The sequence below is a fragment of the Microbispora hainanensis genome (assembly GCF_006874475.1).
GTDB lineage: Bacteria > Actinomycetota > Actinomycetes > Streptosporangiales > Streptosporangiaceae > Microbispora > Microbispora hainanensis.
In genome coordinates this window covers 1-23300 of the sequence record NZ_VIRM01000075.1, presented here as the reverse complement: position 1 = coordinate 23300, position 23300 = coordinate 1, and the positions used below count along the sequence as shown (strand labels likewise).

At 73.0% G+C, this 23300-nt stretch carries 22 protein-coding genes; 6 read left to right on the top strand and 16 right to left on the bottom strand.

The features are described from left to right. Positions 1 to 95: 95 nt before the first annotated feature. Positions 96 to 671, top strand: coding sequence for an NADPH-dependent FMN reductase (locus FLX08_RS37080; RefSeq protein ID WP_142624938.1), 576 nt, complete (start codon positions 96 to 98; stop codon positions 669 to 671). 44 nt (positions 672 to 715) lie between these two features. Here the strand turns inward: FLX08_RS37080 and FLX08_RS37075 are convergent, their stop codons facing one another. From FLX08_RS37075 to FLX08_RS37025, 11 genes are all read right to left on the bottom strand, one after another. Further along, the gene (locus FLX08_RS37075; protein WP_142624937.1) at positions 716 to 1339 is read right to left on the bottom strand and encodes an HAD-IA family hydrolase; all 624 of its coding nucleotides are present in this window, start codon (positions 1337 to 1339) and stop codon (positions 716 to 718) included. A 10-nt stretch (positions 1340 to 1349) separates the two neighbouring features. Continuing rightward, positions 1350 to 2432, bottom strand: a complete 1083-nt coding sequence (locus FLX08_RS37070) for an MSMEG_0565 family glycosyltransferase (RefSeq protein ID WP_142624936.1) — start codon at positions 2430 to 2432, stop codon at positions 1350 to 1352. Next, the gene (locus tag FLX08_RS37065) at positions 2429 to 3265 is read right to left on the bottom strand and encodes a carbon-nitrogen hydrolase family protein (protein ID WP_142624935.1); all 837 of its coding nucleotides are present in this window, start codon (positions 3263 to 3265) and stop codon (positions 2429 to 2431) included. Before FLX08_RS37065 ends, FLX08_RS37070 begins: the two co-directional genes overlap by 4 nt. A 5-nt stretch (positions 3266 to 3270) precedes the next feature. After that, entirely contained in the window at positions 3271 to 4182 is a 912-nt protein-coding gene (locus tag FLX08_RS37060; RefSeq protein ID WP_142624934.1) for a carbon-nitrogen hydrolase family protein, read from the bottom strand. Beyond that, a complete protein-coding gene (locus tag FLX08_RS37055; RefSeq protein WP_142624933.1) occupies positions 4179 to 5690 on the bottom strand; it encodes an MSMEG_0567/sll0787 family protein in 1512 nt (503 codons plus the stop codon). Before FLX08_RS37055 ends, FLX08_RS37060 begins: the two co-directional genes overlap by 4 nt. 7 nt (positions 5691 to 5697) lie before the next feature. Further along, on the bottom strand, positions 5698 to 6762 hold the full coding sequence (locus tag FLX08_RS37050; protein ID WP_208761905.1) for an MSMEG_0568 family radical SAM protein: 1065 nt from the start codon (positions 6760 to 6762) through the stop codon (positions 5698 to 5700). Positions 6763 to 6766: 4 nt separating this feature from the next. Continuing rightward, positions 6767 to 7282, bottom strand: a complete 516-nt coding sequence (locus FLX08_RS37045; protein WP_142624932.1) for an MSMEG_0572/Sll0783 family nitrogen starvation response protein — start codon at positions 7280 to 7282, stop codon at positions 6767 to 6769. Positions 7283 to 7321: 39 nt separating this feature from the next. Next, entirely contained in the window at positions 7322 to 8149 is an 828-nt protein-coding gene (locus FLX08_RS37040; protein ID WP_142624931.1) for an amidohydrolase family protein, read from the bottom strand. 5 nt (positions 8150 to 8154) lie between these two features. Further along, on the bottom strand, positions 8155 to 9498 hold the full coding sequence (locus tag FLX08_RS37035; protein ID WP_142624930.1) for an MSMEG_0569 family flavin-dependent oxidoreductase: 1344 nt from the start codon (positions 9496 to 9498) through the stop codon (positions 8155 to 8157). Positions 9499 to 9593: 95 nt separating this feature from the next. Then, a complete protein-coding gene (locus tag FLX08_RS37030; protein WP_142624929.1) occupies positions 9594 to 10745 on the bottom strand; it encodes an FAD-dependent oxidoreductase in 1152 nt (383 codons plus the stop codon). Then, positions 10742 to 11344, bottom strand: coding sequence for a TetR/AcrR family transcriptional regulator (locus FLX08_RS37025; protein WP_142624928.1), 603 nt, complete (start codon positions 11342 to 11344; stop codon positions 10742 to 10744). The genes FLX08_RS37030 and FLX08_RS37025 overlap by 4 nt, the downstream gene beginning before the upstream one ends. Before the next feature lie 197 nt (positions 11345 to 11541). Here FLX08_RS37025 and FLX08_RS37020 point away from each other — a divergent pair, with 197 nt between their 5' ends. Both FLX08_RS37020 and FLX08_RS37015 read left to right on the top strand, forming a co-directional pair. Continuing rightward, complete coding sequence (locus FLX08_RS37020) at positions 11542 to 12423, top strand: DMT family transporter (protein WP_208761904.1); 882 nt, start codon at positions 11542 to 11544, stop codon at positions 12421 to 12423. Positions 12424 to 12661: 238 nt separating this feature from the next. After that, positions 12662 to 13333 (top strand): lytic polysaccharide monooxygenase auxiliary activity family 9 protein, encoded by a 672-nt coding sequence (locus FLX08_RS37015; protein ID WP_244313162.1) that lies wholly within the window; start codon positions 12662 to 12664, stop codon positions 13331 to 13333. 65 nt (positions 13334 to 13398) lie between these two features. On the opposite strand, the gene FLX08_RS37010 is transcribed toward FLX08_RS37015, so the two are convergent. Together FLX08_RS37010 and FLX08_RS37005 are read right to left on the bottom strand one after the other, a co-directional pair. Then, complete coding sequence (locus FLX08_RS37010) at positions 13399 to 14940, bottom strand: M28 family metallopeptidase (protein ID WP_142624926.1); 1542 nt, start codon at positions 14938 to 14940, stop codon at positions 13399 to 13401. 148 nt (positions 14941 to 15088) lie between these two features. Beyond that, positions 15089 to 15901 carry a D-alanyl-D-alanine carboxypeptidase family protein gene (locus tag FLX08_RS37005; RefSeq protein WP_244313161.1) on the bottom strand — a complete coding sequence of 271 codons (813 nt, stop codon included), beginning with the start codon at positions 15899 to 15901 and terminating at the stop codon, positions 15089 to 15091. 311 nt (positions 15902 to 16212) lie between these two features. Between FLX08_RS37005 and FLX08_RS37000 the strand changes: the two genes are divergently transcribed. Next, positions 16213 to 17511 carry a C39 family peptidase gene (locus FLX08_RS37000; protein WP_244313160.1) on the top strand — a complete coding sequence of 433 codons (1299 nt, stop codon included), beginning with the start codon at positions 16213 to 16215 and terminating at the stop codon, positions 17509 to 17511. A gap of 28 nt (positions 17512 to 17539) precedes the next feature. Beyond that, positions 17540 to 18124, top strand: coding sequence for a TetR/AcrR family transcriptional regulator (locus FLX08_RS36995; RefSeq protein ID WP_142624924.1), 585 nt, complete (start codon positions 17540 to 17542; stop codon positions 18122 to 18124). A 37-nt stretch (positions 18125 to 18161) separates the two neighbouring features. Here the strand turns inward: FLX08_RS36995 and FLX08_RS36990 are convergent, their stop codons facing one another. Both FLX08_RS36990 and FLX08_RS36985 read right to left on the bottom strand, forming a co-directional pair. Beyond that, on the bottom strand, positions 18162 to 19847 hold the full coding sequence (locus FLX08_RS36990; RefSeq protein WP_167530721.1) for an alpha/beta hydrolase: 1686 nt from the start codon (positions 19845 to 19847) through the stop codon (positions 18162 to 18164). Between the two features lie 70 nt (positions 19848 to 19917). Then, complete coding sequence (locus FLX08_RS36985) at positions 19918 to 20877, bottom strand: aminoglycoside phosphotransferase family protein (RefSeq protein ID WP_142624922.1); 960 nt, start codon at positions 20875 to 20877, stop codon at positions 19918 to 19920. Between the two features lie 418 nt (positions 20878 to 21295). On the opposite strand from FLX08_RS36985, the gene FLX08_RS36980 reads away from it, so the two are divergent. Further along, a complete protein-coding gene (locus tag FLX08_RS36980; protein WP_142624921.1) occupies positions 21296 to 22177 on the top strand; it encodes an IclR family transcriptional regulator in 882 nt (293 codons plus the stop codon). Between the two features lie 68 nt (positions 22178 to 22245). Here the strand turns inward: FLX08_RS36980 and FLX08_RS36975 are convergent, their stop codons facing one another. Then, complete coding sequence (locus tag FLX08_RS36975) at positions 22246 to 22674, bottom strand: HNH endonuclease signature motif containing protein (protein WP_142624920.1); 429 nt, start codon at positions 22672 to 22674, stop codon at positions 22246 to 22248. Positions 22675 to 23300 lie beyond the last annotated feature (626 nt).

Below are 23300 nucleotides of genomic sequence, written 5' to 3'. Positions count from 1 at the left end.
GGAGCGGGAAGCCTCGCGCCCCGGCCGTTGTTCTTAACGATCACGGCATACAGTGAGGGGCGTTATGCCCCGTTTCATGATGTTTTGGGGGAATTGTGGCTAAGCCGGTTCTGCAGATCGTCATCGCCAGCACGCGTCCCGGGCGCGTCGGGCTACCGGTGGCGGAGTGGTTCCACGAGCGCGCCGTGGCCCAGGACGCCTTCGAGGTCGAGCTCGTCGACCTGGCCGAGGTGAACCTGCCGTTCATGGACGAGCCCAACCACCCGCGGCTCCGGCAGTACGTCCACCAGCACACGAAGGAGTGGAGCGCCACGATCGAGCGCGGCGACGCGTTCGCGTTCGTGACGCCGGAGTACAACTACGGCTTCAACGCCGTGCTGAAGAACGCCCTCGACTTCCTGCACCACGAGTGGCATTACAAGCCGGTCGGGTTCGTCAGCTACGGCGGCGTCGCGGCGGGCACGCGGGCGGTGCAGATGCTCAAGCAGGTCGTCACCACGCTCAAGATGGTGCCCGTCTTCGATGCGGTCTCCATCCCCTTCGTCACCCAGTTCCTCGACGAGGATGGCCGGCTGCGGCCCAACGACGTGATGAACACGGCGGCGGACACGATGCTGGATGAACTCGCCCGGCTCGCCCCCGCGCTGCGGCACCTGCGCCCCGCCGCCTGATCACGTCTCCGGGGCGGCGCAGGCCGGCACCCGCCGCACCGTCGTCACGACGCCTCCTCGAACAGCGGGAGCAGCGCCTTCTCCAGGTCGGCCGGGGTGTGGTAGAGCAGCGCGGTCATACCGAGGGCCGAAGCCGCCTCGACGTTCTCCGGCCGGTCGTCGACGAACAGGCAGCGTTCCATCGGCGCTCCGGCGTGACCGGCGGCGATCTCGAAGATCCGCGGGTCGGGCTTGGCCACCCCCACGTCGTAGCTGCTCACGACGTGATCGAAGGCGTCGTGCAGCTCCAGCTCGCGCAGGTGGGCGGCCAGCTCCGAGGTGGCGTTGCTGACGAGCACGACGGGGACGCGGGCGCGCGCCCGCGCGAGCAGCGCGACCACCTCCTCGTCCGCCCAGGTGCGGGCGGCCACCCATTCGGCGGTCAGCGCGCTCGCCCGCGCGGCCGAGCCCACCAGCCCGGCGAGGACGGGAACGGCCGACTCCAGCCACTCCTCCCGGGTCACCAGCCCGGTCAGTGCCGGGACCGCCAGCGCCGATGCGCCGGTCACCCGGGCCACCGTCCCCGGCTCCACCCCGTACGCCCGCTCGATCTCCGCCTGCCGGCCGAGATCGACGAATTTCAGCACGCCGTCGAAGTCGCACAGCACCGCGTCGAATTCCCTGGTCACAAATCTGAGCCTAAGACGCGAGCGACTCGTACAGCGCGATGTGCCGTTCGGCGGCGGCCCGCCAGGTGTGCCGGGCGGCGAGCTCCCGCCCCGCCGTACGCCTGCCGGGGTCGGGCGAGGCGAGGGCGTCGGCGAGCTCGGCGGCGAGCCCGGCGGGGGTGACGGCGAAGCGTGCGGCGCAGCCGAAGACCTCACGCAGGACCGGCAGATCGCGCATCACCAGAGGGACGCCCGCCGCCAGGGCCTCCATCGCGGCGAGGCCGAAGCCCTCCTTCACCGACGGGAAGGCGAAGGCGGCGGCGCCCGCCACGAGCGGCGGCAGGTCGGCGTCGGGGACCGGGCCGAGCACCAGCGGCTCGACGCCCAGCTCCGCCGCCCGCGCCTCCCACCGCGCCCGGTAGTCGCGATAGTCGAAGAGCGTCTCGCCTCCGGCGATCACCAGCCGGGCGTCCGGGTGCGCCTCCCGCAGCAGCGCGTACGCCTCCAGCAGGTCGAGCGAGCCCTTGCGCGGCTCGATGCCGCCGACCGTCAGCACGTAGGCTCCCAGCCACCCGCGCCACCGCCCGACGGCCCCGGGGTCGGCGGAGGCGAAGCGCTCGTACGCGACGCCGTTGGGGATCACCGTCGCCGCGATGCCCCACCCGGCCTTGAGCTCGGCCGCCACCGCCTCCGACACGCAGACGTGCGCGTACGGCGTGACGATGGCGCGCTCATGGCAGGCGGCCAGCTCGGCCGTGGTGAAGTGGTCCACGTGGTGGACCGTCCGCACGCAGTGGCCCGCCGCGTTGGCGCTGATGCAGTCCTGGGCATGCACGACGTCGTAGGACGCCGCCTCCGCGGCGAACGCCCCGCGCAGCACCGCGATCGACCGCAGCACCCGCGGGCCGACGCCCTCCCCGGGAATGTCGGGGAACGGCACGACGCGCAGCCGGACGGCGGGGTCCACCGGGCGGAAGAAGCCCGAGTCGCCGCCCCGGCCGAGCGTCCACACCGTCACGTGCTGTCCCGCCGCCGCGAGCGCCTCGGCGAGGGCGAGGGTGTGCACCACCCCGCCGCGTGGCCTGGTCGAGTAGCTGAGCAGGGCGATTCTCACTCACGCACCTCCCGGTAGACGCCCGGCCTGCGCTCGCCGAGGTGATGGAGGATCCGCCGGGCGCGGTCGATCTCGGCGGCGACGTCGAGCTCGGCCACCGCCAGCCCGGCCTTCGACCAGGTGCGGGCGAGCACGTCGCCGCCCGGCCCGACGACCTTGGCCTGGCCCAGGAACCGCATGCCGCCCATCACCCCCGTCTGGTTGGAGGAGGCGAGCACGACCTGGTTCTCGGCCGCCCGCGCCTGGTCGTACAGGTCGAACAGCCGCGACTGACGGTCCTGGGCCATCCGGGGCGCGCGGTTGGTGACGCTGGCGGGCCAGGCCGACAGGCAGGCCAGGACCTGCGCGCCGTCGAGCGCGAGGCTGCGGGCCGACTCCGGGAAGGTCTTGTCGTAGTCGATCAGCATGCCGATCCGCCCGGCCGGAGTGTCGAAGGCGTCGAACCGGTCGCCCGGGGCGTAGGCCGCGGTCTCGCCCGCGGGCAGGTGCACCTTGCGGTGCAGGCCGAGCACGCCGTCGCCGCTGACGCACACCGCCGCGTTGTAGCGGACGTCGCCGCCGTCCTCGCAGAAGCCGACGCACACCACCATCTCGGCGGCCAGCGCCGCCACCCGCGCGATCACCGGGTCGTCCGGCTTCAGCGCGGGCGGCAGCGCGTCGGGATCCGGCCTGCGCAGGTCGGCGAGGTAGCCGCCGAGCGCGGCGTCGGGCAGCACGAGCATGCGGGCGCCCGCCGCGCGGGCGTCGTCGATCAGTTTGGCGATGCGGGCCAGGTCGAAGGCGAGGTCGCGGCCGAAGTGGGCGGCCGCCGCGGCGATCCGCAGAACGCTCACGCCGTCTACCCCGCCTGCCCCGCCGCGCCGTACGCCGTCCCGTATGCCGTGCCGTATGCGGTGTCGTATGCCGTGCCGTATGCCGTGCCGTATGTCTGGGGCCTGCGGTCGCGCAGGTGGCCCATCGACCGGCGCGCGGTCTCCAGCGCCCGCGGCACGTCGATCTCCGCGACGGCCATGCCCGGCCCGACGCCCGTCGCCGAGACGATCTCACCGCCGGGGTCCACGACCTTGGCGCTGCCGACGAAACGCAGCGACCCGAACGTCCCGGACTGGTTGGCCGACAGCCACACGATCTGGTTCTCCAGCGCCCGCGCCCGGTCGAACAGGTCGAAGCGCCGCTTCCAGCGGTCGCGCTCCAGGTCCGGCGCCGCGTTCGTCCGCGCGCCCGGCCAGGCCGACACGCACACCCCGATCTGCGCGCCGTCGAGGGCCAGCGCGCGGGCGGCCTCGGGGAACGCCTTGTCGTAGCAGATCATCATGCCGATCCTGCCGGCCGGCGTGTCGAAGGCGTGGAAGCCGTCGCCCGAGGCGTAGCTGGCGTTCTCGCCGAGCGGCTGGTGGACCTTGCGGTGGTTGCCCAGCACACCGTCGCCGCTGACGCACACCACGCTGTTGTAGCGGGCGTCGCCGCCGTCCTCGCAGTAGCCCGCGATCACGACCATGTCACCGGCGGCGCCGGCCAGCGCGGCCAGCCGCCGGATCTCGGGGCCGTCCACGGCGAGCGGGGGCGGCCCGGCGTCCGCGGCGTCGCCGTCCAGGCTGAGCAGGTAGCCGCCGAGGCACGCCTCGGGCAGCGCGAGGAGCCGTACGTCCTCGTTGCGGGCCTCCTTGACGAGGCGTTCGACGATCGCGAAGTCCTCGTCGAGGTCGCGGCCGAACGCGGCGGACACCGCCGCCATGCGCAGGGCGCTCACGCGGTCCCCAATCCGGTCACCGGGCCGCCGACGGCCTCCGTGACCTCTCCGTCGGGCCAGCGCAGCGAGACGCCGCGGCCCGTGGTCAACTCTCCGCACACCGCCGAGACGGCCGGCCCCGCCGGAGGCGCGGACGCGCCCGGCCGGTCCGCCGTGAGCATCGCGAAGCCGGGAAAGCAGGTGAGCCAGTCGCCCACGGAGGCGGCCGCCGGGCGCGGCACCGCGGCCACGTCCAGCACGGCCGCGCAACCGCCCGCCTCGGCCAGCATGCCGAGCGTGCCGGCGACCCCGGCCATCGACACGTCCTTGGCGGCGGCGGGGCGGCCGGCCGCGACCGCGCCGAGCATCGCCCGCAGCTCGTCCGTACGCCGGGAGGTGGTGGAGTCCCATTGGCGGCCCCGATATCCGGCCCGCCAGCCGCCGTCGAGGTCCGCCGTGAGGCGCACGGCGTGGCCGGGGCGTCCGCCGCCGCCCGGCACGGGACGCGCGGCGCGGCCGAGGGCCGTCACCGACAGCGCGGCCGGCACCCCGAGCTGCGTGTGCCCGCCGAGCACCGGCACCCCGTACGCGCGGGCGGCCCGCGCCAGGCCGTCCAGCACCCGGGCGGCGTGCGCGGCGTCGGGGGCGGCGAGCGCGTCGAGCAGCCCCGCCGGGGCGGCGCCCATCGCGGCCAGGTCGTTGAGGTTGACCAGGACCGAGCACCAGCCGGCCCACTCCGGGTCGCGTTCGACCATGGACGGCACGATCGCGTCGCAGGCGGCGACGAGGTCGCCGCCGGGCACCGGCGCCGCGTCGTCGCCGACGAAACCCGGGCCGCCCAGGGCGTGCGGGCCCTGCCCGGCGAGGGCGGCGAGCAGCGGCCCGAGCGCCGACTTGGCCGCTGCCGCCTGGCTCTCGATCCGGCCGATGGGGTGGCGCATCAGCACGTGCGGCGCGCCCGCGACCGTCACCGGCCGCACCCGGGTCCAGCCTAGACGGCGGAAGAACGCCTCGGCCCTGACCTGCACGGTCGCCTCGAACCGCAGCACGCCCTCCGCCTCGGCGCGGGCGCACGCGGCCCGCACCAGAGCGGCGCCCACACCCATGCCCACACCCGTGCCCACACCCGTGCCCACACCCGTGCCCACATCCGTGCCCGCACCCATGCCAGCGCCGCCGGATGCGCGGGTGGCGACCAGCCGCCCGCCCGTCCACCAGCCGATGTCGGGGCCGTCGCAGGCCGGTCCGAGCCGCACGCCGCCGACGACCGTGCCCGCCGCGTCCCTGGCCACCAGCGTGATCGTGCGGGGATCGTCGTCCCGGTCGTCGAGGTCGTGCCTCTCGAACAGCCCCTGCTCCCGGACGAACGCCTCATGCCGCAGCCGCCGGTAGGCCCGGACAGCAGCGGTGTCGGCCTGCTCGATCCGGATGGACGGCCGCCGGGCCAGCGTGCTGCGGTCGCCGAGCAGCGCGAGGATGTCCTGCGCCTCCTCCCGCGCAGGCGCCTGGGTGTCGCCGTCGAGGTGCATCGTCGCCTCACCCGCCCGCCGCGCTCAGCACGCCGCACGCTCCGCAGGCGGCGCAGCCCGCCCCCTGGTCCGCGCCGCGCATGCCGGCCGCCCGCAGCAGCGCCGCCACGCCCTCGGTGACGTACGTCAGCAGGCCGGCGCCGGGGGCGCCGATCCCGTCGCGGGCCGCGAGCGTGCCCCGCATCGGGCGGAACGGGACCACGAAGGGGTAGACCCCGCGCCGGATGAGGCGGCCCGCGCCCGCGATCAGCTCGTCGGGGTCCTCGCCCAGCCCCACCAGCAGGTACGTCGAGACGCGGTTGCGCCCGAACACCCGGACCGCCTCGTCCCAGGCGGCCTCGTAGTCGGCGAGCGGCACCGACGACTTGCCCGGCATCCAGCGCCGCCGGACCTCCTCGTCCAGCGACTCCACGTGGATGCCGATCGCGGTGGCCCCGGCCTCGCGCAGCGCGCCGATCCAGGCCAGGTCGCCCGGCGGCTCGCACTGCACCTGGATCGGCAGGCGCGGCACGGCGTCCAGCACGGCCCGCACGCACCGCGCCAGGGTGCGCGCGCCGCGATCGGGCCCGGTGGTCGTGCCGGTGGTCATCACCATCTGGCGTACGCCGTCGAGCCGCACCGCCGCCTCCGCCACCTCGGCGAGCTGGGCGGGCGTCTTCGCGGCGACCGTCGCGCCCGACCGCAGCGACTCCTCGATCGTGCAGAAGCGGCACCGGTCGGCCTCGCCATACCTGATGCACGTCTGCACGACGGTCGTGGCGAGCACGTCCGCGCCGTGCAGCCGGGCGATCTTCTCGTACGGCACGCCGTCCGCGGTGGTCAGGTCGTAGAACCTCGGCCGCCCCACGGGCACCAGGGAGACCCCGGTGTCCTGGTCGCCGAGCCAGACCGTGCCGTCGCGCACCGTGTAGGGGCTGCCGGGATCGATGGGCAGCGCCGCGCCCGCGCCGTCGACGAGGACGTGGCCGTCGCCGCTGGGCCCCGCGCCGTCCGGCCGCCGTACGGGCGCGTCGAAGGCCACGCCGCGCAGGGCCAGCTCGGCGCGGGTCATGATCCGCAGATCGACGGTCACGGCACTACAGCTGGTAGGTGGAGTTGATGATGGCGCCCTTGCGGGCGTAGTGGATCAGCGCGTCCTGCACGTCGAGCGGATGGGTCGGGATCACGGCCTCGATGAGGTCTTCCTCGCGGGCGCCGTGCAGGGACAGGCCGAACCGGCAGCAGTAGACCTTCCCGCCCTCGGCGATGAACGTCTTGAGCTGGTTGTTGATGTTGTGCTCTCCCGGGAACGCCGAGTTGCCGGTCGTCGGGAAGCCGCGGGTGGCCAGGCAGTTCAGCGACCCCGGGCCGTAGAAGTAGATGGCGGTCTCGAAGCCCTTGCGCAGCGCCCGGGTGGCCTGCAGCACGGCCACGAAGCTGACCGACGACTCGTGCGCGATGCCGTGGACGAGCGTGAAGTACGACTCGCCGTTCTCGGCCTTGTAGTCGGGGAAGACCTTGGTCGTGCCGTAGATGGTCGAGCCCTCGGGCAGGGACGGGTGGGGGATCTCCTCGATGCTCTTCTTCTCGAGGTCGGTCATGTCGACGGACATGGTGTCTCTCCTTTGGCCGCAGGGGGGGGTGAGTGGGGGTCAGTCGTAGAGGGAGGCGAAGGTGTCGCGGAAGACGAGCGCGCCCAGCTCGCCGTCCCCGGCCGCGGCGCGCATCCGGGCGTGCTCGCCCGCGAAGTCGCCCCACGGCTGGTCGCTGGCGAACAGCACGCGGTCGTGCCCGAGGCCGCGCCGCTCGATCTCCCTGGCTAGCCAGTACGGCGCGAAGCCGATGGCCCAGGACAGGTCGGTGTAGACGCGCTTGCCGGCCGCGATCCAGTCGAAGAACCGGGAGCCGGCCAGCTTGATGTGGCCGCTCATCCCGCCGCCGAAGTGCACGAGGTGCACCGGCACGCGGCTGGCGTACCACTCGACCAGGTGCCCGACCTCGTCGACGTCCGAGGCGGCGCCGGGCGAGGTGTGGATGTGCACCACCAGCCCGTGGCGTTCGGCGGCGGCGAAGATCCGGTCGAGCCCCGGACGGCACACGGCGTCGGTCGGCCGCCCGCCGAGCAGGAAGCTCAGCTTCAGCGCCCGGACGCCCCGCTCGCCCGCCAGGGCGAGGGCGCGGGCGGTGCGTTCCTCGTCGCGCGGCAGCGGCGAGACCCACAGCCCGGCGCGGATCCGGTCGTCGGCCTGCGCCGCCTCCAGGACGAGGTCGTTGAGCGCGAAGGCGACCGCGGGGTCGGGCACGCCGTAGTTGGGCAGCACCAGCGCGCGTTCCGTGCCCTCGGCGTCGAGGTCGGCGATGAGCTGCTTGACCGTGGCCCGCGCGGTCACGTCGGGCTTCACGGCGGGGCCGCCGTAGAAGGGGTGGGCGGGCAGCACGCCGATGTGCCGGTGCGCGTCGAAGATCGTGCCGGGGATCATGGGACTCACCCGACCGGAAGCGCGGGGGACAGCTCGGCGGGTGCGCCGGTCAGCGCGCCGCAGACGTCGGCGAGCCGCCGCGACGCCTCGATGTGCCCGGCCAGGAACTCGGCGTCCCTGCCCACCGCCTCGAACCGGCCGGAGCCCCAGGTGTGCTGCCAGGGCAGCCCGAGGAAGTACAGCCCGGGACAGCTCGTCACGCCGTGCCAGTGCATCGGATAACCCCGGCCGTCGAAGGCGGGGATCTCGATCCAGCGGTGGTCGCGGGTGAACCCGGTCGCCCAGACGACCGAGGTGATCCCGGCCGCCGCCAGGTCGAGGGCGCGTACCGGCTCGCCCGGTTCCCAGACCGGCACATAGCGGGGCTCGGTGGGGGCGTCGATGCCGCGCGCGGCGATGTACGCGTCGATGGCGTCCTTGATCCCGTCGGCCACCGCGTCGGCCCGGTCGAGGTTGTCCTTCAGGTCGTCGGCGAACTCCAGCGTCGTGCCGGTCACCCCGGTCAGCCGGCCGTACAGGCGCATCCCGTCGCGGGCGAAGGCCCGTAGGTCGATGTCGCGCCCGCCGTCGCGCCCGGTGACGTAGTGGTTGGCCCGCAGGCGTACGGCGTCCGCGTCGTCGAACTCGTCGATGCTCCTGGCGTAGTGGCCCATGTCGTGCAGCCACGCCACGCAGTCCCTGCCCCGGTAGAAGCGGGCGACCCGGGGCGCGCTCCCGACGGCGAGGTGGACCCGCCGCCCGGCCAGATGCAGGTCTTCGGCGATCTGGCAGCCCGACTGCCCGGTGCCGATCACGAGGACCGCGCCGTCGGGAAGCCGCTCGGGACGGCGATACCGCGAGGAGTGGATCTGAGTGACCTCCGCGGGCAGCCGCTCGGCCAGGCGGGGGACGGCTGGCGCGTGGTAGGGGCCGGTGGCCACCACGACCTGGTCGGCGGTCAGATCCCCGGCGGTGGTCGCGAGCTCGAACGTCCCGCTCGCGGCCCTGCGTAAGCGGGTGACGCGCACGCCCTCGGCGAGCGGGGGCCCGAACGAGGCGGCGTAGTCCTCCAGATAGCGGACGATCTCCTCGCGGACCATGAAACCGTCGGGGTCGGGCCCGCGATAGGGGAAGCCCGGCAGGTCGCACTGCCAGTTGGGGGTGACCAGGCAGAAGGAGTCCCAGCGGCGCTCGCGCCATTCGTGGCCGACCCGCCGCGCCTCGATCACGACGTGCTCGATGCCGCGCCGGCCCAGGCAGTGGCTGACCGACAGCCCGGCCTGGCCGCCGCCGACGACCGCGACCGGGTAGTGGGCGCCGGCGATCCGCGGTGTGCTGGCCGGTGTGCTGGGCTCTGCCGCCGATTCCATGACGGCTACTTCAGCCCGCCCGGATTACCGGACCACGGCATCCGGAATAAAAATCCGTTACTGGTGTGTCACTCGGCGTGATGCCGCCCGGTGCGTCATTTGATCAGGCGGTGCCCGCCGGGAGTGAGGGAGTTCATGAAGAGCCGGTCGGCTCCGGGAAGGGAGGCCAGCCGCAGCAGCCAGTCGCGGGCGGTGATGCGCAGGCGGCTGGGCGGCGCCATCCAGGGGAGGAAGCGGCGGCCGAGCGCCTGGACGTCGGCGACGACCGGCCGCATGCGCGCGGCGTACCGGTCGAGGGCGGGGGACAGGTCGCCGGAGGAGGCCGCGCCTAGTTCGCCGGCGAGCACCCACGCCGCGGCCACCGCCAGGGACGCCCCGTGCCCGGCGAACAGGGAGACCGCCTGGCAGGCGTCGCCGAGCAGGACCACGCGGCCGCTGCTCCACTGCGGGGCCTCGACCTGGGTGACCTGGTCGTAATACAGCTCCGGCGGCTGCGGGCAGGCGCCGAGCACCTTGGGCAGGATCCAGCCGAGATGCCCGAAGTGCTCGCGCAGCGAGGCGGCCGGATCGGCGGGAACGGCGGGGTCGGGCTCGTGGCGCAGGAACAGCAGGGCGAGCCGGTTCCCGCCCACCGCGTAGGCGCCGGCCATGAGATGGGGCACGGTCAGCATCCGATAGCGCGGGCCGACCCGCCGGCTGAGGTCCTCGTCCTCGACCGCGTACGCGGCGACGTGGTGGCCGAGATAGCGGACGAAGCGCTCCTCGGGACCGAAGACCAGCTCCCTGACCCGCGAGTGCACGCCGTCGGCGCCGACCAGCAGGTCCGCCTCGTGCCGGGTGCCGTCGGTGAGCTCGACCTCGACGCCCCCGTCGTCCTGCCGGACGGCCGCGACCGTCGTGCCGTACCGCACCGGCGCGCGCACCTGCTCGGCGAGCACGCGGGCGAGGTCGCCCCGCAGCAGGCTGACCGCCTCGGCGAACGCCGCCTTGACGGCGAGACGGCTGGTCTGCCGTCCGGAGCCGTCGACGTAGCCGATCTCGTTGACGGGGTGACGGACCTCCTCCAGCCGGGGGCGCAGCCCCATTCGCCCGGCCGCCTCCAGCCCCGGGCCGTAGAAGTCGATCATGTATCCGCCCTCGCGGAACGCCGGGGCGCGCTCGACCAGTTCGACGTCCCAGCCGGCGCGCTCCAGGTGCCAGGCCAGTGCCGTCCCTGCTATCCCGGCGCCGCAGACGATCGCTTTCATGTCCCGCTGCCCTCCTCGTGTCGGTCCGTTCGGTCCGTACGCACCATCGCCCGCAGCGGCCCGGCCAGAGCGGTGAGGTCGAGAGCGGGGTCGAGCCCGCGGTGCAGCACCAGGCCGTCCACCGCCGCGACCAGGACCGCCGCGGTGGCCTCGGCGTCGCCGGCGTGGCCGCGATCCCGCAGCCAGGAGGCGATCTGCGCGCGGGAGTCGGCGACGAGCTCGTGCAGCCGCTCGCGCAGCTCGGGCAGCCGGGCGGCGGCCAGGTACATCTCGACGATCAGCAGCGAGGCGGGGTCGGTGCCCGTGTAGCGGGACAGCTCGCCCAGCAGCCACTCGACGCCGGTCTCGGGATCGGGCTGCTCCGCCAGCCGCGCGGTGAGCTCCTCCAGCATCGCGCGCGCGACCCCGGTCGAGGCCGCGATCAGCAGGTCGGGCAGCGACGCGAAGTGGTAGTGCACCACTCCGGGCGCGACCCCGGCCCGCTCGGCCACCATCCGGGTGCTGACGCCGCCCCAGCCGGCCTCGGCGATCAGGGCCGCCGCCGCGCCGAGCAGCCGTTGCCGTGTGGTCCTGCCCCGGTCCGCGGACGCCTCCGCCATCTTCCCTGCGCTCCGTTCGGCTCTCGTACGACCGACCTGTTGATCAACTTGGTCGATCACTTGGTCGATTGACTTGGACGCTCGCTTTGGTCGAACGTCTTGGACGATTGACCAAAACCGTATCACGGACATGAGGCCGTCGTCGCGGGGGATGGGCGGATACATGGGAGACCCGGCCGCCGAGGGGAGTGACCCACGTGATCGTCACGGTGGTTCTCGGCCTGGCGGCCGCGGCCCTGCTCGGCCTGGGCTGGGTCGCGCAGCAGCACGTCGCCTACACCGAGCCGCTGGGCGAGATGCTGCACGTGCGCCTGCTGGTCGACCTGGCGCGCAAGCCGGTGTGGCTGGCCGGGATCGGCGCCATGGTCGGTGGGCAGATCCTCGGGGCCCTGGCCCTGCAACGTGCCGACGTGGCCTCCGTGGAGCCGCTTCTGGCGACCAACCTCATCTTCGCCCTCGCCGCGGCGGCCCTGTTCTACCAGGAGCGTCTGGGGGCGGCGGAGTGGCTGGGCGCGGTGCTGGTCAGCGGCGGCGTGGCCGCCTTCCTCCTGGCCGGCCGCCCCGAAGGCGGCGGAATACCGGCGTCGGGCTCCATGGTGTGGATCGCCGTGCTGGTCGTGGCGGGCGTGGCCGCGGGCATGGTCGCCGTGGCGCTGCGGGCGCCCCTGCAGACCAAGGCGATGCTGCTCGCCGCCGCCGCGGGGGCGTTGTACGGCCTCCAGGACGCGCTGACCCGCGGATCCCTGCTGACGCTCGCGCAGGGACCGGCGGCGCTGTTCACCTCGTGGGAGCCCTATCTGCTGCCCGTGATCGCCGTGACCGGCATCCTGCTCAACCAGAGCGCCTTCGACGCCGCGCCGCTGCGGGTCTCGCTGCCCGCGACCACGGCGACCGAGCCGATCGTCGGCATCGTCCTGGGAGTCGCGATGTTCGACGAGCGCCTGCGCGTCGATCCCCCGGCCCTCGCGGGGGCGGTCGGCGGCCTGGTGGCGCTCGTGGTGGGCATCGTCATCCTCGGCCGCTCGCCGTTCCTGGCGAAGTCGGAGCAGGGTCAGCAGGCCCCTCGCGACCCCAGTTGAGCCGTGATGAAAAGTACACGGCATCCGAGGGACCGGCCACCGGCCCGCGCACGGGGCGAATGAGCAGGTCGCGGCCGATGCTCGCGGAGCCGCGCCGGGCCGGGCCGGCTCGCACCGGACTTCCGACTGGACATGTCAGGGTTGCCGACTCATGCCCGTCAGCTACGATCGCAGCAACCCCTCGGGAGCGCTCCCCATCTGGCCCGGAAACCCCCCACCGGAAGATGGAGATTCGACAGTGCACACCCATTCACGTCCCCGCGTCCGCCGCTGGGCCGTACGGCTCACCGCCCTGCTGTCCGCGTCGGCCGCCTGCCTGACCACCTGGACGGGCGTGGCCTCCGCGCACGGCTCGGTCGTCGACCCGGCCTCCCGCAACTACGGCTGCTGGCAGCGCTGGGGCAGCGACTTCCAGAACCCCGCCATGGCCCAGCAGGACCCCATGTGCTGGCAGGCGTGGCAGGCCAACCCGAACGCCATGTGGAACTGGAACGGCCTCTACCGCAACGGCCTCGGCGGCAACTTCCAGGCCGGGATCCCGAACGGCCAGCTGTGCAGCGGCGGCCACGCGGAGGGCGGCCGATACAACTCACTCGACGCGGTCGGCGCGTGGAAGACGACGAACATCCGCAACAACTTCACCGTCCAGCTCTACGACCAGGCGAGCCACGGTGCCGACTACTTCCTGGTCTACGTCACCCGGCCGGGCTTCGACCCGACCCGGCAGGCACTGACCTGGAACGACCTGCAGTTGCTGACCAGGACCGGGCGGTACGGCCCCAGCCAGAACTACTCGATCAACGTCAGCACGTCCGGGCGCACCGGCCGGGCCGTCGTCTTCACGATCTGGCAGGCCTCGCACATGGACCAGACCTACTTCCTGTGCAGCGACGTGAACTTCACGGGCTGACACCAGCGTGAAGCGGGCCCCGCCGGACGTCGTCCGGCGGGGCCCGCCTGCACCGTCTATCGGCTCTATCGCATGGTCGTAGCGGTGCGCGCGGCGGCCACGCGGGCTGCCGCAGCGGTGGTGCGGTTGTCCGGCCCGGGCAGGTCGCGGCTGAAGGCGTAGACGGCCGCGGCGGTGGCGATCGCGCCGGTGTTCAGCGCGAGCGCCTTGTCGCTGATGTTGGCGATGGTGTCGCAGGCCTGGTGATAGCAGGGGTCGTACGCCTGCCCGGCGGTGCCGCCGAACATCGCCTGCTCCTCGGCCGTCTTGACGCCCTCGGCGCCGGTGAACGTCCCGCCGGCCGGGATCCCGGCCGCGATGAAGGGCCCGTAGTCCGACCGCCCGTCGAAGTCCGTGCCGTTGTGACGCTGACGGAGGGTGTCGAAGTACTTCTCGAAGAGCTTCTCGATCTCGGCGGAGCCCTCGGGCCCGGGACCCGCGCCGGTGGCGTCGGAGTCGTCACCGTCGTAGATCTTCAGGGCGTAGTTCGGGGAGCCGACCATGTCGAAGTTCAGGTACAGCTTGATCTTCCCCAGGTCGGCAGGGGACAGGCTCGCGACGTAGTGCTCGGCGCCGAGCAGGCCCAGCTCCTCGGCGCTCCAGAAGGAGAAGCGCAGCTTGTTCCGGGTCGGGATCTTGCCCAGCACCGTGGCGACCTCCAGGATCGCGGCGCTGCCCGAGCCGTTGTCGTTGATGCCGGGCCCGGCCGGCACGCTGTCGAGGTGCGCCCCGAGCTGCACCACCCTGTTCGGGTCGCCCCACCGGGAGTCGGCGATGACGTTGTGGGTCGTACGGATCTCGCTGGTGGTGTCGGTCTTCACGTGCACCGTGGTCCCGGCGGCCGACAGCTCCTGGCCGACCGCGAAGCTCACGCCCACGGCGGGGATGTGCACGGTGGGCTCGCCCAGCGTGCCCTGCAGGGTGTCGGTGCGCCCGGGCTGGCCCTCGTTCATGATGATCACCGCGGAGGCGCCCGCGGCCTGCGCGTTCTCCGCCTTCACCTGGAAGGTGCAGGTGCCGCGCTGGACCAGCGCGACCGCGCCCGCCGGGAAGCCGGCGAAGTCGGCCGCCTCACACCCGGAGCTCGACGCGTTGGCCTCGGGCCCGGGAGGCAGCACGAGGTCGACGTTGTGCACGGAGCCCGTGACGTCTCCCGACCCGGAGTAGGTCATCGTGGCGAAGTCGCCGACGCTGCTGCCGTCCGGCGGCGTGGGCGCGTACGTCTTGGGGGAGGGCGCGGTCCGCTGCAGGAGCGCGGTGGAGTTCTCCTTGAAGAACGGGAACTCGAACTCCTGCAGTTTCACCGTGTATCCGGCCTTCTTCAGCACCCCGGCGACGTAGTCGCGGGAGGCGGCGAAACCGGGGGTGCCGGCGGCGCGGGTGCCGCCGTTGGCGTTCGCGATGTCCTGCAGCTTGCGCAGGTGCTTCTTCACCGCCGACGCGACCACGGTCTGCGCGATCTTCCCGGGGTCGGGGTCGGCGTTCGCCGGCGCGGCCGGCAGGAGGGGAAGCACGAGGGCGGACGCCGCGATGGCGACGACGGCCCGCATGCCGGGCGAGGCGCGCATTGGGCTCTCCTTTGGGTCCAATGACGGTCCGAACTGTCTCAGTGGCCCACCCCCCGATGGGCACTGATCGGGAACTTAACTGGGTTTGACCAATACGGAAAGACCCTGTTTTCTGGCCCGCCGGGGTATTGCGCGCCCGCGGCGCGCTCTACGCGGCGGTCAGGTTGCCGGTCGCCCAGTCGAGCAGCGTCTCGGCGGTGTTCCAGCGGCGGTTGGCCACGTCCTCGCCGAGGATGATCCCGATCAGCCGGTGGCCGTCCCGGTCGGCGGCGAACGCCAGGCAGAACCCGGCGGCGTCGGTGGAGCCGGTCTTCACGCCGATCGCGCCCGGCAGGTCGAGCATGTGGTTGGTGTTGTACCAGTCATACCGGCCGTCCTCGGTCGAGTGCTCGCTGGTCGAGGTGACCTTCTTGAACACCGGATTCTGCAGTGCGATCGCCGCGAGCCTGGCCTGGTCGCGCGCCGTGGAGTAGCCGTCGCCGCGGGACGTCGGGAGCCCGTCGGCGTTCACGTACAGGGTGTCCTTCAAGCCGAGCTGGCGTGCGGCGGCGTTCATCTTGTTCACGAAACCGGGCACGCCGGGGCCGTACACGCGGGCCAGGGCGTGCGCCGCGTCCGCGCCCGAGGGGAGCAACAGGGCGTACAGCAGCTCGCTGACCGGCAGGGTGTCGCCGGCCTCCAGGTCGGCCGTCGAGCCGTCGTTGTCCCAGGCGTACTCGAGGTCCTCGCGCTTGATCGTGACCTTGTCGTCGAGCTTCGCGTCCCGCAGCACGATGTACGCCGTCATGATCTTGGTCAGGCTGGCGACCGGCATGCGCTTGCCGGCGTTCTTGTCCAGCAGGTCCTGCCCGGTCGTGGCGTCCCACAGATAGACGGCCCGCCCGTGCACGCGCGGCGGCGCGTCCGCACGCGTGGAAACGTGCTGTGTGAGGACGGGAGCGGCGAGAGCCGGTGATGCCACCCCCGTGATCAGGGAAAAGGCGACCAAAGCGACACCAAGGGAAAACTTTGGGGCGAACATGCGAATCAGCGTGCCATGACTATTCGGGCATTTCAGGCGAAAGTTCGCAAAATATCAGTAAAGTGGCGAAACGCCTGTGACTTAAGGGGTTCAGGGGAATTCTCTGACCCCATTCGGGCTGAACGGGGCCGCGCTCCGCCTCCCAACCGCGCGCCGCGCGAATGCCGGTAGCGGATACGTATTCCTGCCGATGCGCGGGGCGGGCCGGGGTCTCTAGCGTCGAGGGCGCCGACGAGACCCCGAGGTGAAGCATGCGCGTGCCGACCGCGTTTCTGCCTGCGTTCCTGCCCGTGTTCCTGCCCGTGTTCCTGTCCGCCCTCCTGACGACCTCCGTTCTCACCGTCACCTCCACGGCCGCCGAGGCCGCGGCCAAGCCCCCGCCGAAGTCCGCCGTCGACGTCGTCTACCAGCGGGCCCAATTCGGCCCCGGCCTCCGCGAGGGAGTGAAGGCGGGCAACACCCTGTCGTTCGCCGCCCCCGTGGGCACGATCTCCTACACCGACGCGCTCGGCACCAAGACCTGGGAGTACGCCCGGTGGAACGGCCCCGAGCGGCCCGTCGGGTTCGCCGCCACCGAGCTGGTGGCCTCCTGGAACGCCGACGTGCCCGCCGGAAGCTGGCTGCAGGTCGAGATGCGCGGCCGCCACCCCGCGGGGCAGACGAAGTGGTATGTGCTCGGCCGCTGGGCGTACGGCGACGAGGACATCCGCCGCACGTCGCTGTCGGGGCAGCGGGACGCCGACGGCACCGTCTCGGTCGACACGTTCGTGGCCGCGGCGGGCAAGGCGATCACCTCCTACCAGCTGCGCGTCACCCTCTACCGCGCGCCGGGCTCGGCCGTGAAGCCGGTCGTGCGCACGCTCGGCGCGATGGCCTCCGCGGTGCCCGACCGGGCGACCGTGCCGGTCAGTCCCGGCGGCACGGCCTGGGGCGTCGAGCTGCCGGTGCCCCGCCGCTCCCAGAACGTCCACGAGGGCCACTACCCCGAGTGGGACGGCGGGGGAGAGGCGTGGTGCAGCCCGACCTCGACCACCATGGTCCTCGGCTACTGGGGCAAGTGGCCCAGCAAGCAGGACACCTCCTGGGTGGACCCCGCCGACCCCGACCCCGAGGTCGACTACGCCGCCAGGTACACCTACGACTACGCCTACGAAGGGGCGGGCAACTGGCCGTTCAACGCCGCCTACGCCGGACGGTATGGGCTTGAGGGGTTCGTCACCCGGCTCCGCTCGCTGACCGAGATGGAGCGGCTGATCCGGGCCGGCATCCCGGTCGTCACCTCGCAGTCGTTCAAGGCCGAGGAGCTGCCCGGCGCCGGATACAGCACCAACGGCCACCTCATGGTCATCGTCGGCTTCACCGCCGAAGGCGACGTGATCGCCAACGACCCCGCCTCGCCGGACAACGACGCGGTGCGCCACGTCTACCCGCGGGCCAACTTCGAGAACGTCTGGCTGCGCAGCAGCGGGAGCGGCGGGATCGTGTACGTCATCCACCCGAAGAACCGCCCCCTGCCGCCCACCACTCCGGGCCTGCCGGCCAACTGGTGACGCGGCGGCCCGTCCTATAGTGAGTCGGGTGACTGACTCGACGAGCGCCCGGGTGCGGGCCGCGAGCGCCAAGCGGCGGCGGCTGACGGCCGCCGCCGCCGAGGTCGTGCACCGGCAGGGCGCCGAGCGCACGACCATCGCCGACATCGCCCGCGCCGCCGACGTCCCGGTCGGCAACGTGTACTACTACTTCAAGACCAAGGACGAGCTCGTCGCCGCGGCGCTGGACGAGCACGCCCGCCACCTGCGCGATCTCACCGAACGGCTGGAGCGGCTGCCGGACCCGCGCGAGCGGCTCAAGAGCCTCGTGGAGAGCTGGGTCGGCCAGCGCGACGTCGCGGCCCGGTATGGCTGCCCGACCGGCACACTCGCCGCCGAGCTGGACAAACGCGACGAGGGCGGCCTGGACGCGGAGGCGGGCAGGGTCATCCGGCTGCTGCTCGACTGGGTCGAGCGGCAGTTCCGCGAGCTCGGCCTGCCCGAGCCGGACGGCCTCGCCCTGACCCTGGTGGGCGCCTACCAGGGCATGTCGCTGCTGGCCAACGCCCTGCGCGATCCCCAGATCATGACGCGCGAGGGCGCCCGGCTGATCGGCTGGCTCGACTCGCTGTGATATTCGCTGTGATATTCGTGAGGTTCATCGGGGAGGCTCATCCGGCGTCCGAGCCGGCCGTACGCTTCGCGAGCAGCGTGGACAGCGCCGTGGTCCGCGCGTCGTCCCACCCGTCCGGCGGGGCGATCCGCGCCCACGCCGCGATCACCTCGCCGTCGTAGTCGTGACCGTGCCCCGGAGGCGCGTCGAGGGAGAAGACCAGGTCGGCGGTGATCTGCCAGAACGTCACGAACGGATACCACCGCATCCAGGGCAGCACGTCGTCGCCGCGCCGCTCCTCCAGCCAGTCGGGCCGGGTGAGGACGAGCCGGGGCGTCCACCACACGATCGGGTCGGAGGGATGCTGCAGGTAGACCACCCGCGGCGCGTTCCAGGGTGACGCGGGCGCGTCCAGGTCGGAGGGACGGTTGGCGAAGCGCACGGTCTCGCCGTTCCGGTAGACGGGCAGCGCCTCCCCGCTGCCCGGGTCGCGATCGTCGACGAGCCGCCGCCACAGCGCGCTGCTGTCCGGCGGCCCGACGAACAGCGCGCCGTCGGTGCGCTCACGCAGGTCACGGTCGCCGCCGAACGCCGACTCCGCGCCGAACGCCCCCAGGCTCTCCCCGAAGACCAGCAGCTTGGGCCGGTGCCCGGCGGGCAGCGCCGACCAGCGGGCGTACACCTGGTCGAACAGCTCGCGCCCGGCCGCCCGGGCCCGTTCGCGGTCCACCAGGAAGGACAGCCAGCTCGGCAGATAGGAGTACTGCATGGAGACCAGCGCGGTGTCTCCGCCGTACATGAACTCCAGGGCGGCGGCCGCCTGCGGGTCCACCCAGCCGGTGCCGGTCGTCGTGATCACGCAGAGCACCTTGCGGCCGAACGCGCCGGTCCGCTCCAGTTCCCGTACGGCCAGCGCGGCCCTTTGGCGTACGGTCGCGGCGGAGTCGAGCCCCGCGTAGACCCGGATCGGGGAGACGGCGGGCCGCCCCGAGAACTCGCTCAGCTCGCCCACCGTCGGCGCCTGCGCGACGAAGGCGCGGCCCTCCAGGCCCAGGGACGCCCAGGAGGCCAGTGAAGAGGGGCTGCCCGACAGCGTGGGTGCCGTCGGCGGGGTGACGCCGGGAGCGGTCTCGGTGTTGATCACGGCGAAGCTGCGGTCGGCCCCCTTGAGCAGGGCCTCGGTGAGGATCCCGTCGGTCAGGAAGACGGCCAGCACGCCCACCCCGAGCCCGGCGGCGAACTGCGCGGCCGTCGCGGGGAACCACCGCCCGAGGAGACGGCCCAGCGCCCGCGCCGCGATCCGCAGCGCCCGGGCGGCGGCCAGCAGGGCTAAGAACAGGGCCACCGCGATCAGCGGGACGCCGAGGTAGTTGAGCCGCTCCGGCGGCTTCAGCCCCATCAGCACGTAGATGTCCCGCTGCGCGCGCACGCCCAGGACCAGCGAGGCCGCACCGAGCCCGCAGCCGAACGTCGCGACCAGCCGCCGGACCCGCCGCCTTCCCTTGCGCTGCCATGCCGCGCGCCACCTCGCCGGCAGCCGGGCCGCGACTGGGCGTACGAGTGCGGCGGCGAGCACTCCCACCAGATAGCCGGTGGCGGTGAGCACCCCCGCGATGATCCCCTGCAGCGTCCAGGGCCGGGGCAGCAGCGACGGCGTGAGAGACAGGGAGAAGAAGGCGGCGGCGAGGACGATCCCGGCCGTGCCCAGCGGCGCGTTGAGACGCAGCCGCTGTCTTTCCCCCATCAGCTCCCCGATCCCCGCACCTGTCCAATGGCCTACCGCATGGCCCATCGGAGCAGGCAGGTTATCAAGGTCACGAACAGGTCACGTTGCGGGTGGGGTCCCGGTAACCCCAGCGGGGGAGCAGGGTCGTGGCGATGGCGACCTGCACGGGGTCGAGCGCCGTCTTGCCGTCCTCGACGTCCCACAACGCGTTCTGCAGCACGCGCCCGAGGGTCCAGCCGGCCGCCCGCGTGCGGTCGAGCCCGACGACCTCGGTCATCAGATCGAAGCGGCGCAGCACCGAGCGGGCGACATCGCCGGTGGCCGCCACCTCGTCCCACCGGTTGCGCAAGGCGGGCAGCAGCTCGAACCCGGGGTCGCCGGCCAGCGGCACCGGGTCGATGGCGAGCCACGGCTCCCGTTCCCCGGCGAGGACGTTGTCGTAGTGCAGATCCCAGTGCAGCAGACGGTCGCCGGGCTCGCCGGCCAGCTCGGCCACCGCCGACGCGCAGACGCGCACCAGCCGCCGCTCGGCCGGGTCGCCCAGCACGCGTACGGCACGCGGGACCTGGTCGAGCATGGCGGCGGCGACCCCCGCCAGCCCCCGCACGCCCTCGGGCGCGGGCACCGCGGTCAGGCGGGCCAGCAGTTCGGCCAGGATCCGCAGGGCCGTGAGGTCGTCGGCCACCGACGACAGAGGCCGGGCCGCGTCGAGCCGTTCCAGCAACTGCGTGCCGCTCCGCTCGTCGTGGTCGAGCAGGCGCACGACGCCGTCGCCGTTCCACGCCCGCAGGCCGGCGGCCACGCCGGCGGTCTCCACCCGGAGGTGCTGAAGTTTGAGCGCCGCGGGTGTCCCGTCCGCCCGGACCACGGGCAGCACCAGGGACGCCATGCCGTGGGCCACCGCGCCGTCGGGCCGCAGTCGCCAGCGTTCCAGGAACTCGCCCCCCAGACGGGGCAGCTCCGCGATCCAGGCGCGCTCTTCGGCGCCGCGCCCACCGTAGGAGGCGGCGAACGTGTCGGGAACGTCGATGCGGTAGGGGACGGTCATCGGGGCCCGATCATCGGGCAGGCCTCTATGTCAATGCAAGGGTGTCAATGCAAGCCCTCACCCTACCCAGCGACACCGAGCGACACCGGGGCGACACCGGGGCGGCACCGGGGCGACACCGAGCGGCGCCGAGCGACACCGGGGCGGCACCGGGCGGCGCCGGGCCGGAGACGAGGGTCGCGTTGCGCCCGCTGCTCGACGAGTCGGCGACGCCGCTTCCCGCGCTCTCGTAGAAGGCGTACGCCGGACACGCGTGGCAGAAATCTTGCTAGCGGAGGCCGCGCCCCCGCCGCTGCTCGTCGCGCTGACCACAACCCAACGGAGGCCGACATATCGGGGTGTCACTCTCCCCCTTTCCGGGGGCGTGACGCGTTGCTAGATTCCGAAGCGAGAATTCATTTCAGTTTTGGGGGGTGTGATGACCGCTCTTCATGCCGAGGAGGCGACGACGCCCGCGCGGCTGCCGCAGTCGATGGTCGAACGGATGACGTTGATCATGGACGCGTTCACCGGTCGCTCCACCCGCCTCACCCTTGAGGACGTGGCCCGCCGCACCCACCTCCCGCGCTCGACGGCTCATCGCATCCTCGACCAGCTCGTACGGCTCGACTGGCTGGACCACACGTCGTCCGGCTACAGGCTGGGCAAGCGGGCCCTCGGCCTCGGCGGCCGGGACGGCGGCCACGGCGAGATCCGCGAGGCGGCCGCGCCACTGCTGCACCGCCTGCAGATCAGGACCGGGATGGTCGTGCACCTCGCCGTGCTCGACGGCGCCGAGGTCTTCTACCTGGACAAGGTCGGCGGGCGCTTCGCCCTGTCGGTGCCGTCCCGCGTCGGAGGCCGCGCCCCCGCCCACTGCACCGCGCTCGGCAAGGCGATCCTCGCCTGGCTGGAACCCGAGCAGGTAGAAGCGCTCATCGACGGACACATCAGCCGCCTGACCAACCGGACGATCGGCGACATCGGCACCCTGCACCAGGAGCTCAACCGCATCCGGCAGCGCCGCGGGCTCGCCTTCGAACGGGGAGAGTGCTTCCCCGGCATCTCCTGTGTCGCCGCGGCCGTACGCGGCCCCGAGGAGCCCGTGGCCGGCATCTCCCTGGTCGGCGACGCCCGCACCCCGCTGGAGCAGGTGGCTCCGCTCGTGGCCGATGCCGCGCGTCAGGTCTCGCTCGCCCTGTTCCCCGACCTGGCGTCCCAGCGCAGGGCCCGCTCCGTCCACCGGGTGCCCGATCAGACCTGGTCCCCGGAGACAATGAACCGCCTGCTCGCCGTCGGCCATAACGGCGACTGGCTCTGATCCGCCTTTGATCCGCGCGGCCTCTGACCCGCACGACCCAGTGCGGGCCCGGCCCCCTCCGGCTCCGTCTAGACGCGCAGCCGCCTGCTCCCGATCCGGTGGTAGGTGAAGGCCCAGCGGTCGGTGCCTTCTTTGCGGCGGGTGTAGCGCTCGGGGTGCTGGTATCGGTCGCGGTTGTGGAACTGGCAGGCCGGACCCAGCAGCTTCAGGTCGGTGAGGCCGCCGGTGCTCCAGTTGTCGGCGTGGTCGATCTGGCACATGGTGGCCGGGAGTGGGCAGCCGTCGATCCAGCAGGTGGCGTAGCGGGCGTAGATGGCCCGTCGTTGGGCGGGGGTGGCCAGGCGGACTTTGCGGCCCATGTCGAGGACCTGTCCGTCGGCGTTCATGACGATCCGCACCAAGGTGCTGGTGCGGGCGAGGCGGTGCACGCTGGAGAGGGGCAGCACCTGCCCGGTCGCCAGCAGCAACCCCGGCACCATCCCCAGTGACGCCCCCAACGCTGGTCCCAGTGACGCCCCCAACGCCGCCCCCTGGAACGCCCCGGGCGGCGTGCCTGCCGACGCATCCGGAGCTGCCCCCAGCGACGCACCCTGCGCCGCTCCTGGCGCCGCGCCTTGCGGCGCTCCCGGCGTCCCTCGCTCGGCTCCCGGTGTGCCCGACGTTCCCGGTGCCTGTGTCGCACGCGAGCACCGCGCCTCGCCGTCGCACCGGCACGCGCCCTGGCCATGCCGGCAGTCCCTCGCAGGCCAGGGCCCGGCGTGGGTGTGATGCGCGGCGGCGTCCTCGGGAGGAGGATCGGGCCGCGCCGCCTCCGAAGGCGCTGCCTGTGATGGCGGTGCGTCCGAAACCGTGCCGCCCGAAGCTGTTGTGTCCCAAGCCGTCGTGTCCGAAGGTGCTGTGTGCGAACCTCCGCCCCCGTCGGCTGGCCATGCTGACGCGCCCCGCCGGGCGTGGGTTGGTCCAGTCTGAGTCGCGGCACGGTCGCCGTCGCTTTCCCTGGCGGGCGCCTTCTCGTTGCACTCGGCAGAGCTCGTGGTCGTGGTCTCGTCGTCCTCGACGGAGCCAGCGGCAGGGTCCGTGGTAGCGGCGGTGGCAGGGACGGTGGCGCTGGCGGGGGCGGCCT

What these genes read in the sequence shown, in the direction of transcription:
- FLX08_RS37055 (WP_142624933.1), bottom strand. Translation starts at nt 5,690, where the DNA reads ATGCACCTCGACGGCGACACCCAGGCGCCTGCGCGGGAGGAGGCGCAG.
- FLX08_RS37045 (WP_142624932.1), bottom strand. Translation starts at nt 7,282, where the DNA reads ATGTCCGTCGACATGACCGACCTCGAGAAGAAGAGCATCGAGGAGATC.
- FLX08_RS37040 (WP_142624931.1), bottom strand. Translation starts at nt 8,149, where the DNA reads ATGATCCCCGGCACGATCTTCGACGCGCACCGGCACATCGGCGTGCTG.
- FLX08_RS37035 (WP_142624930.1), bottom strand. Translation starts at nt 9,498, where the DNA reads ATGGAATCGGCGGCAGAGCCCAGCACACCGGCCAGCACACCGCGGATC.
- FLX08_RS37030 (WP_142624929.1), bottom strand. Translation starts at nt 10,745, where the DNA reads ATGAAAGCGATCGTCTGCGGCGCCGGGATAGCAGGGACGGCACTGGCC.
- FLX08_RS37025 (WP_142624928.1), bottom strand. Translation starts at nt 11,344, where the DNA reads ATGGCGGAGGCGTCCGCGGACCGGGGCAGGACCACACGGCAACGGCTG.
- FLX08_RS37010 (WP_142624926.1), bottom strand. Translation starts at nt 14,940, where the DNA reads ATGCGCGCCTCGCCCGGCATGCGGGCCGTCGTCGCCATCGCGGCGTCC.
- FLX08_RS37000 (WP_244313160.1), top strand. Translation starts at nt 16,213, where the DNA reads ATGCGCGTGCCGACCGCGTTTCTGCCTGCGTTCCTGCCCGTGTTCCTG.
- FLX08_RS36990 (WP_167530721.1), bottom strand. Translation starts at nt 19,847, where the DNA reads ATGGGGGAAAGACAGCGGCTGCGTCTCAACGCGCCGCTGGGCACGGCC.
- FLX08_RS36985 (WP_142624922.1), bottom strand. Translation starts at nt 20,877, where the DNA reads ATGACCGTCCCCTACCGCATCGACGTTCCCGACACGTTCGCCGCCTCC.
- FLX08_RS36980 (WP_142624921.1), top strand. Translation starts at nt 21,296, where the DNA reads ATGACCGCTCTTCATGCCGAGGAGGCGACGACGCCCGCGCGGCTGCCG.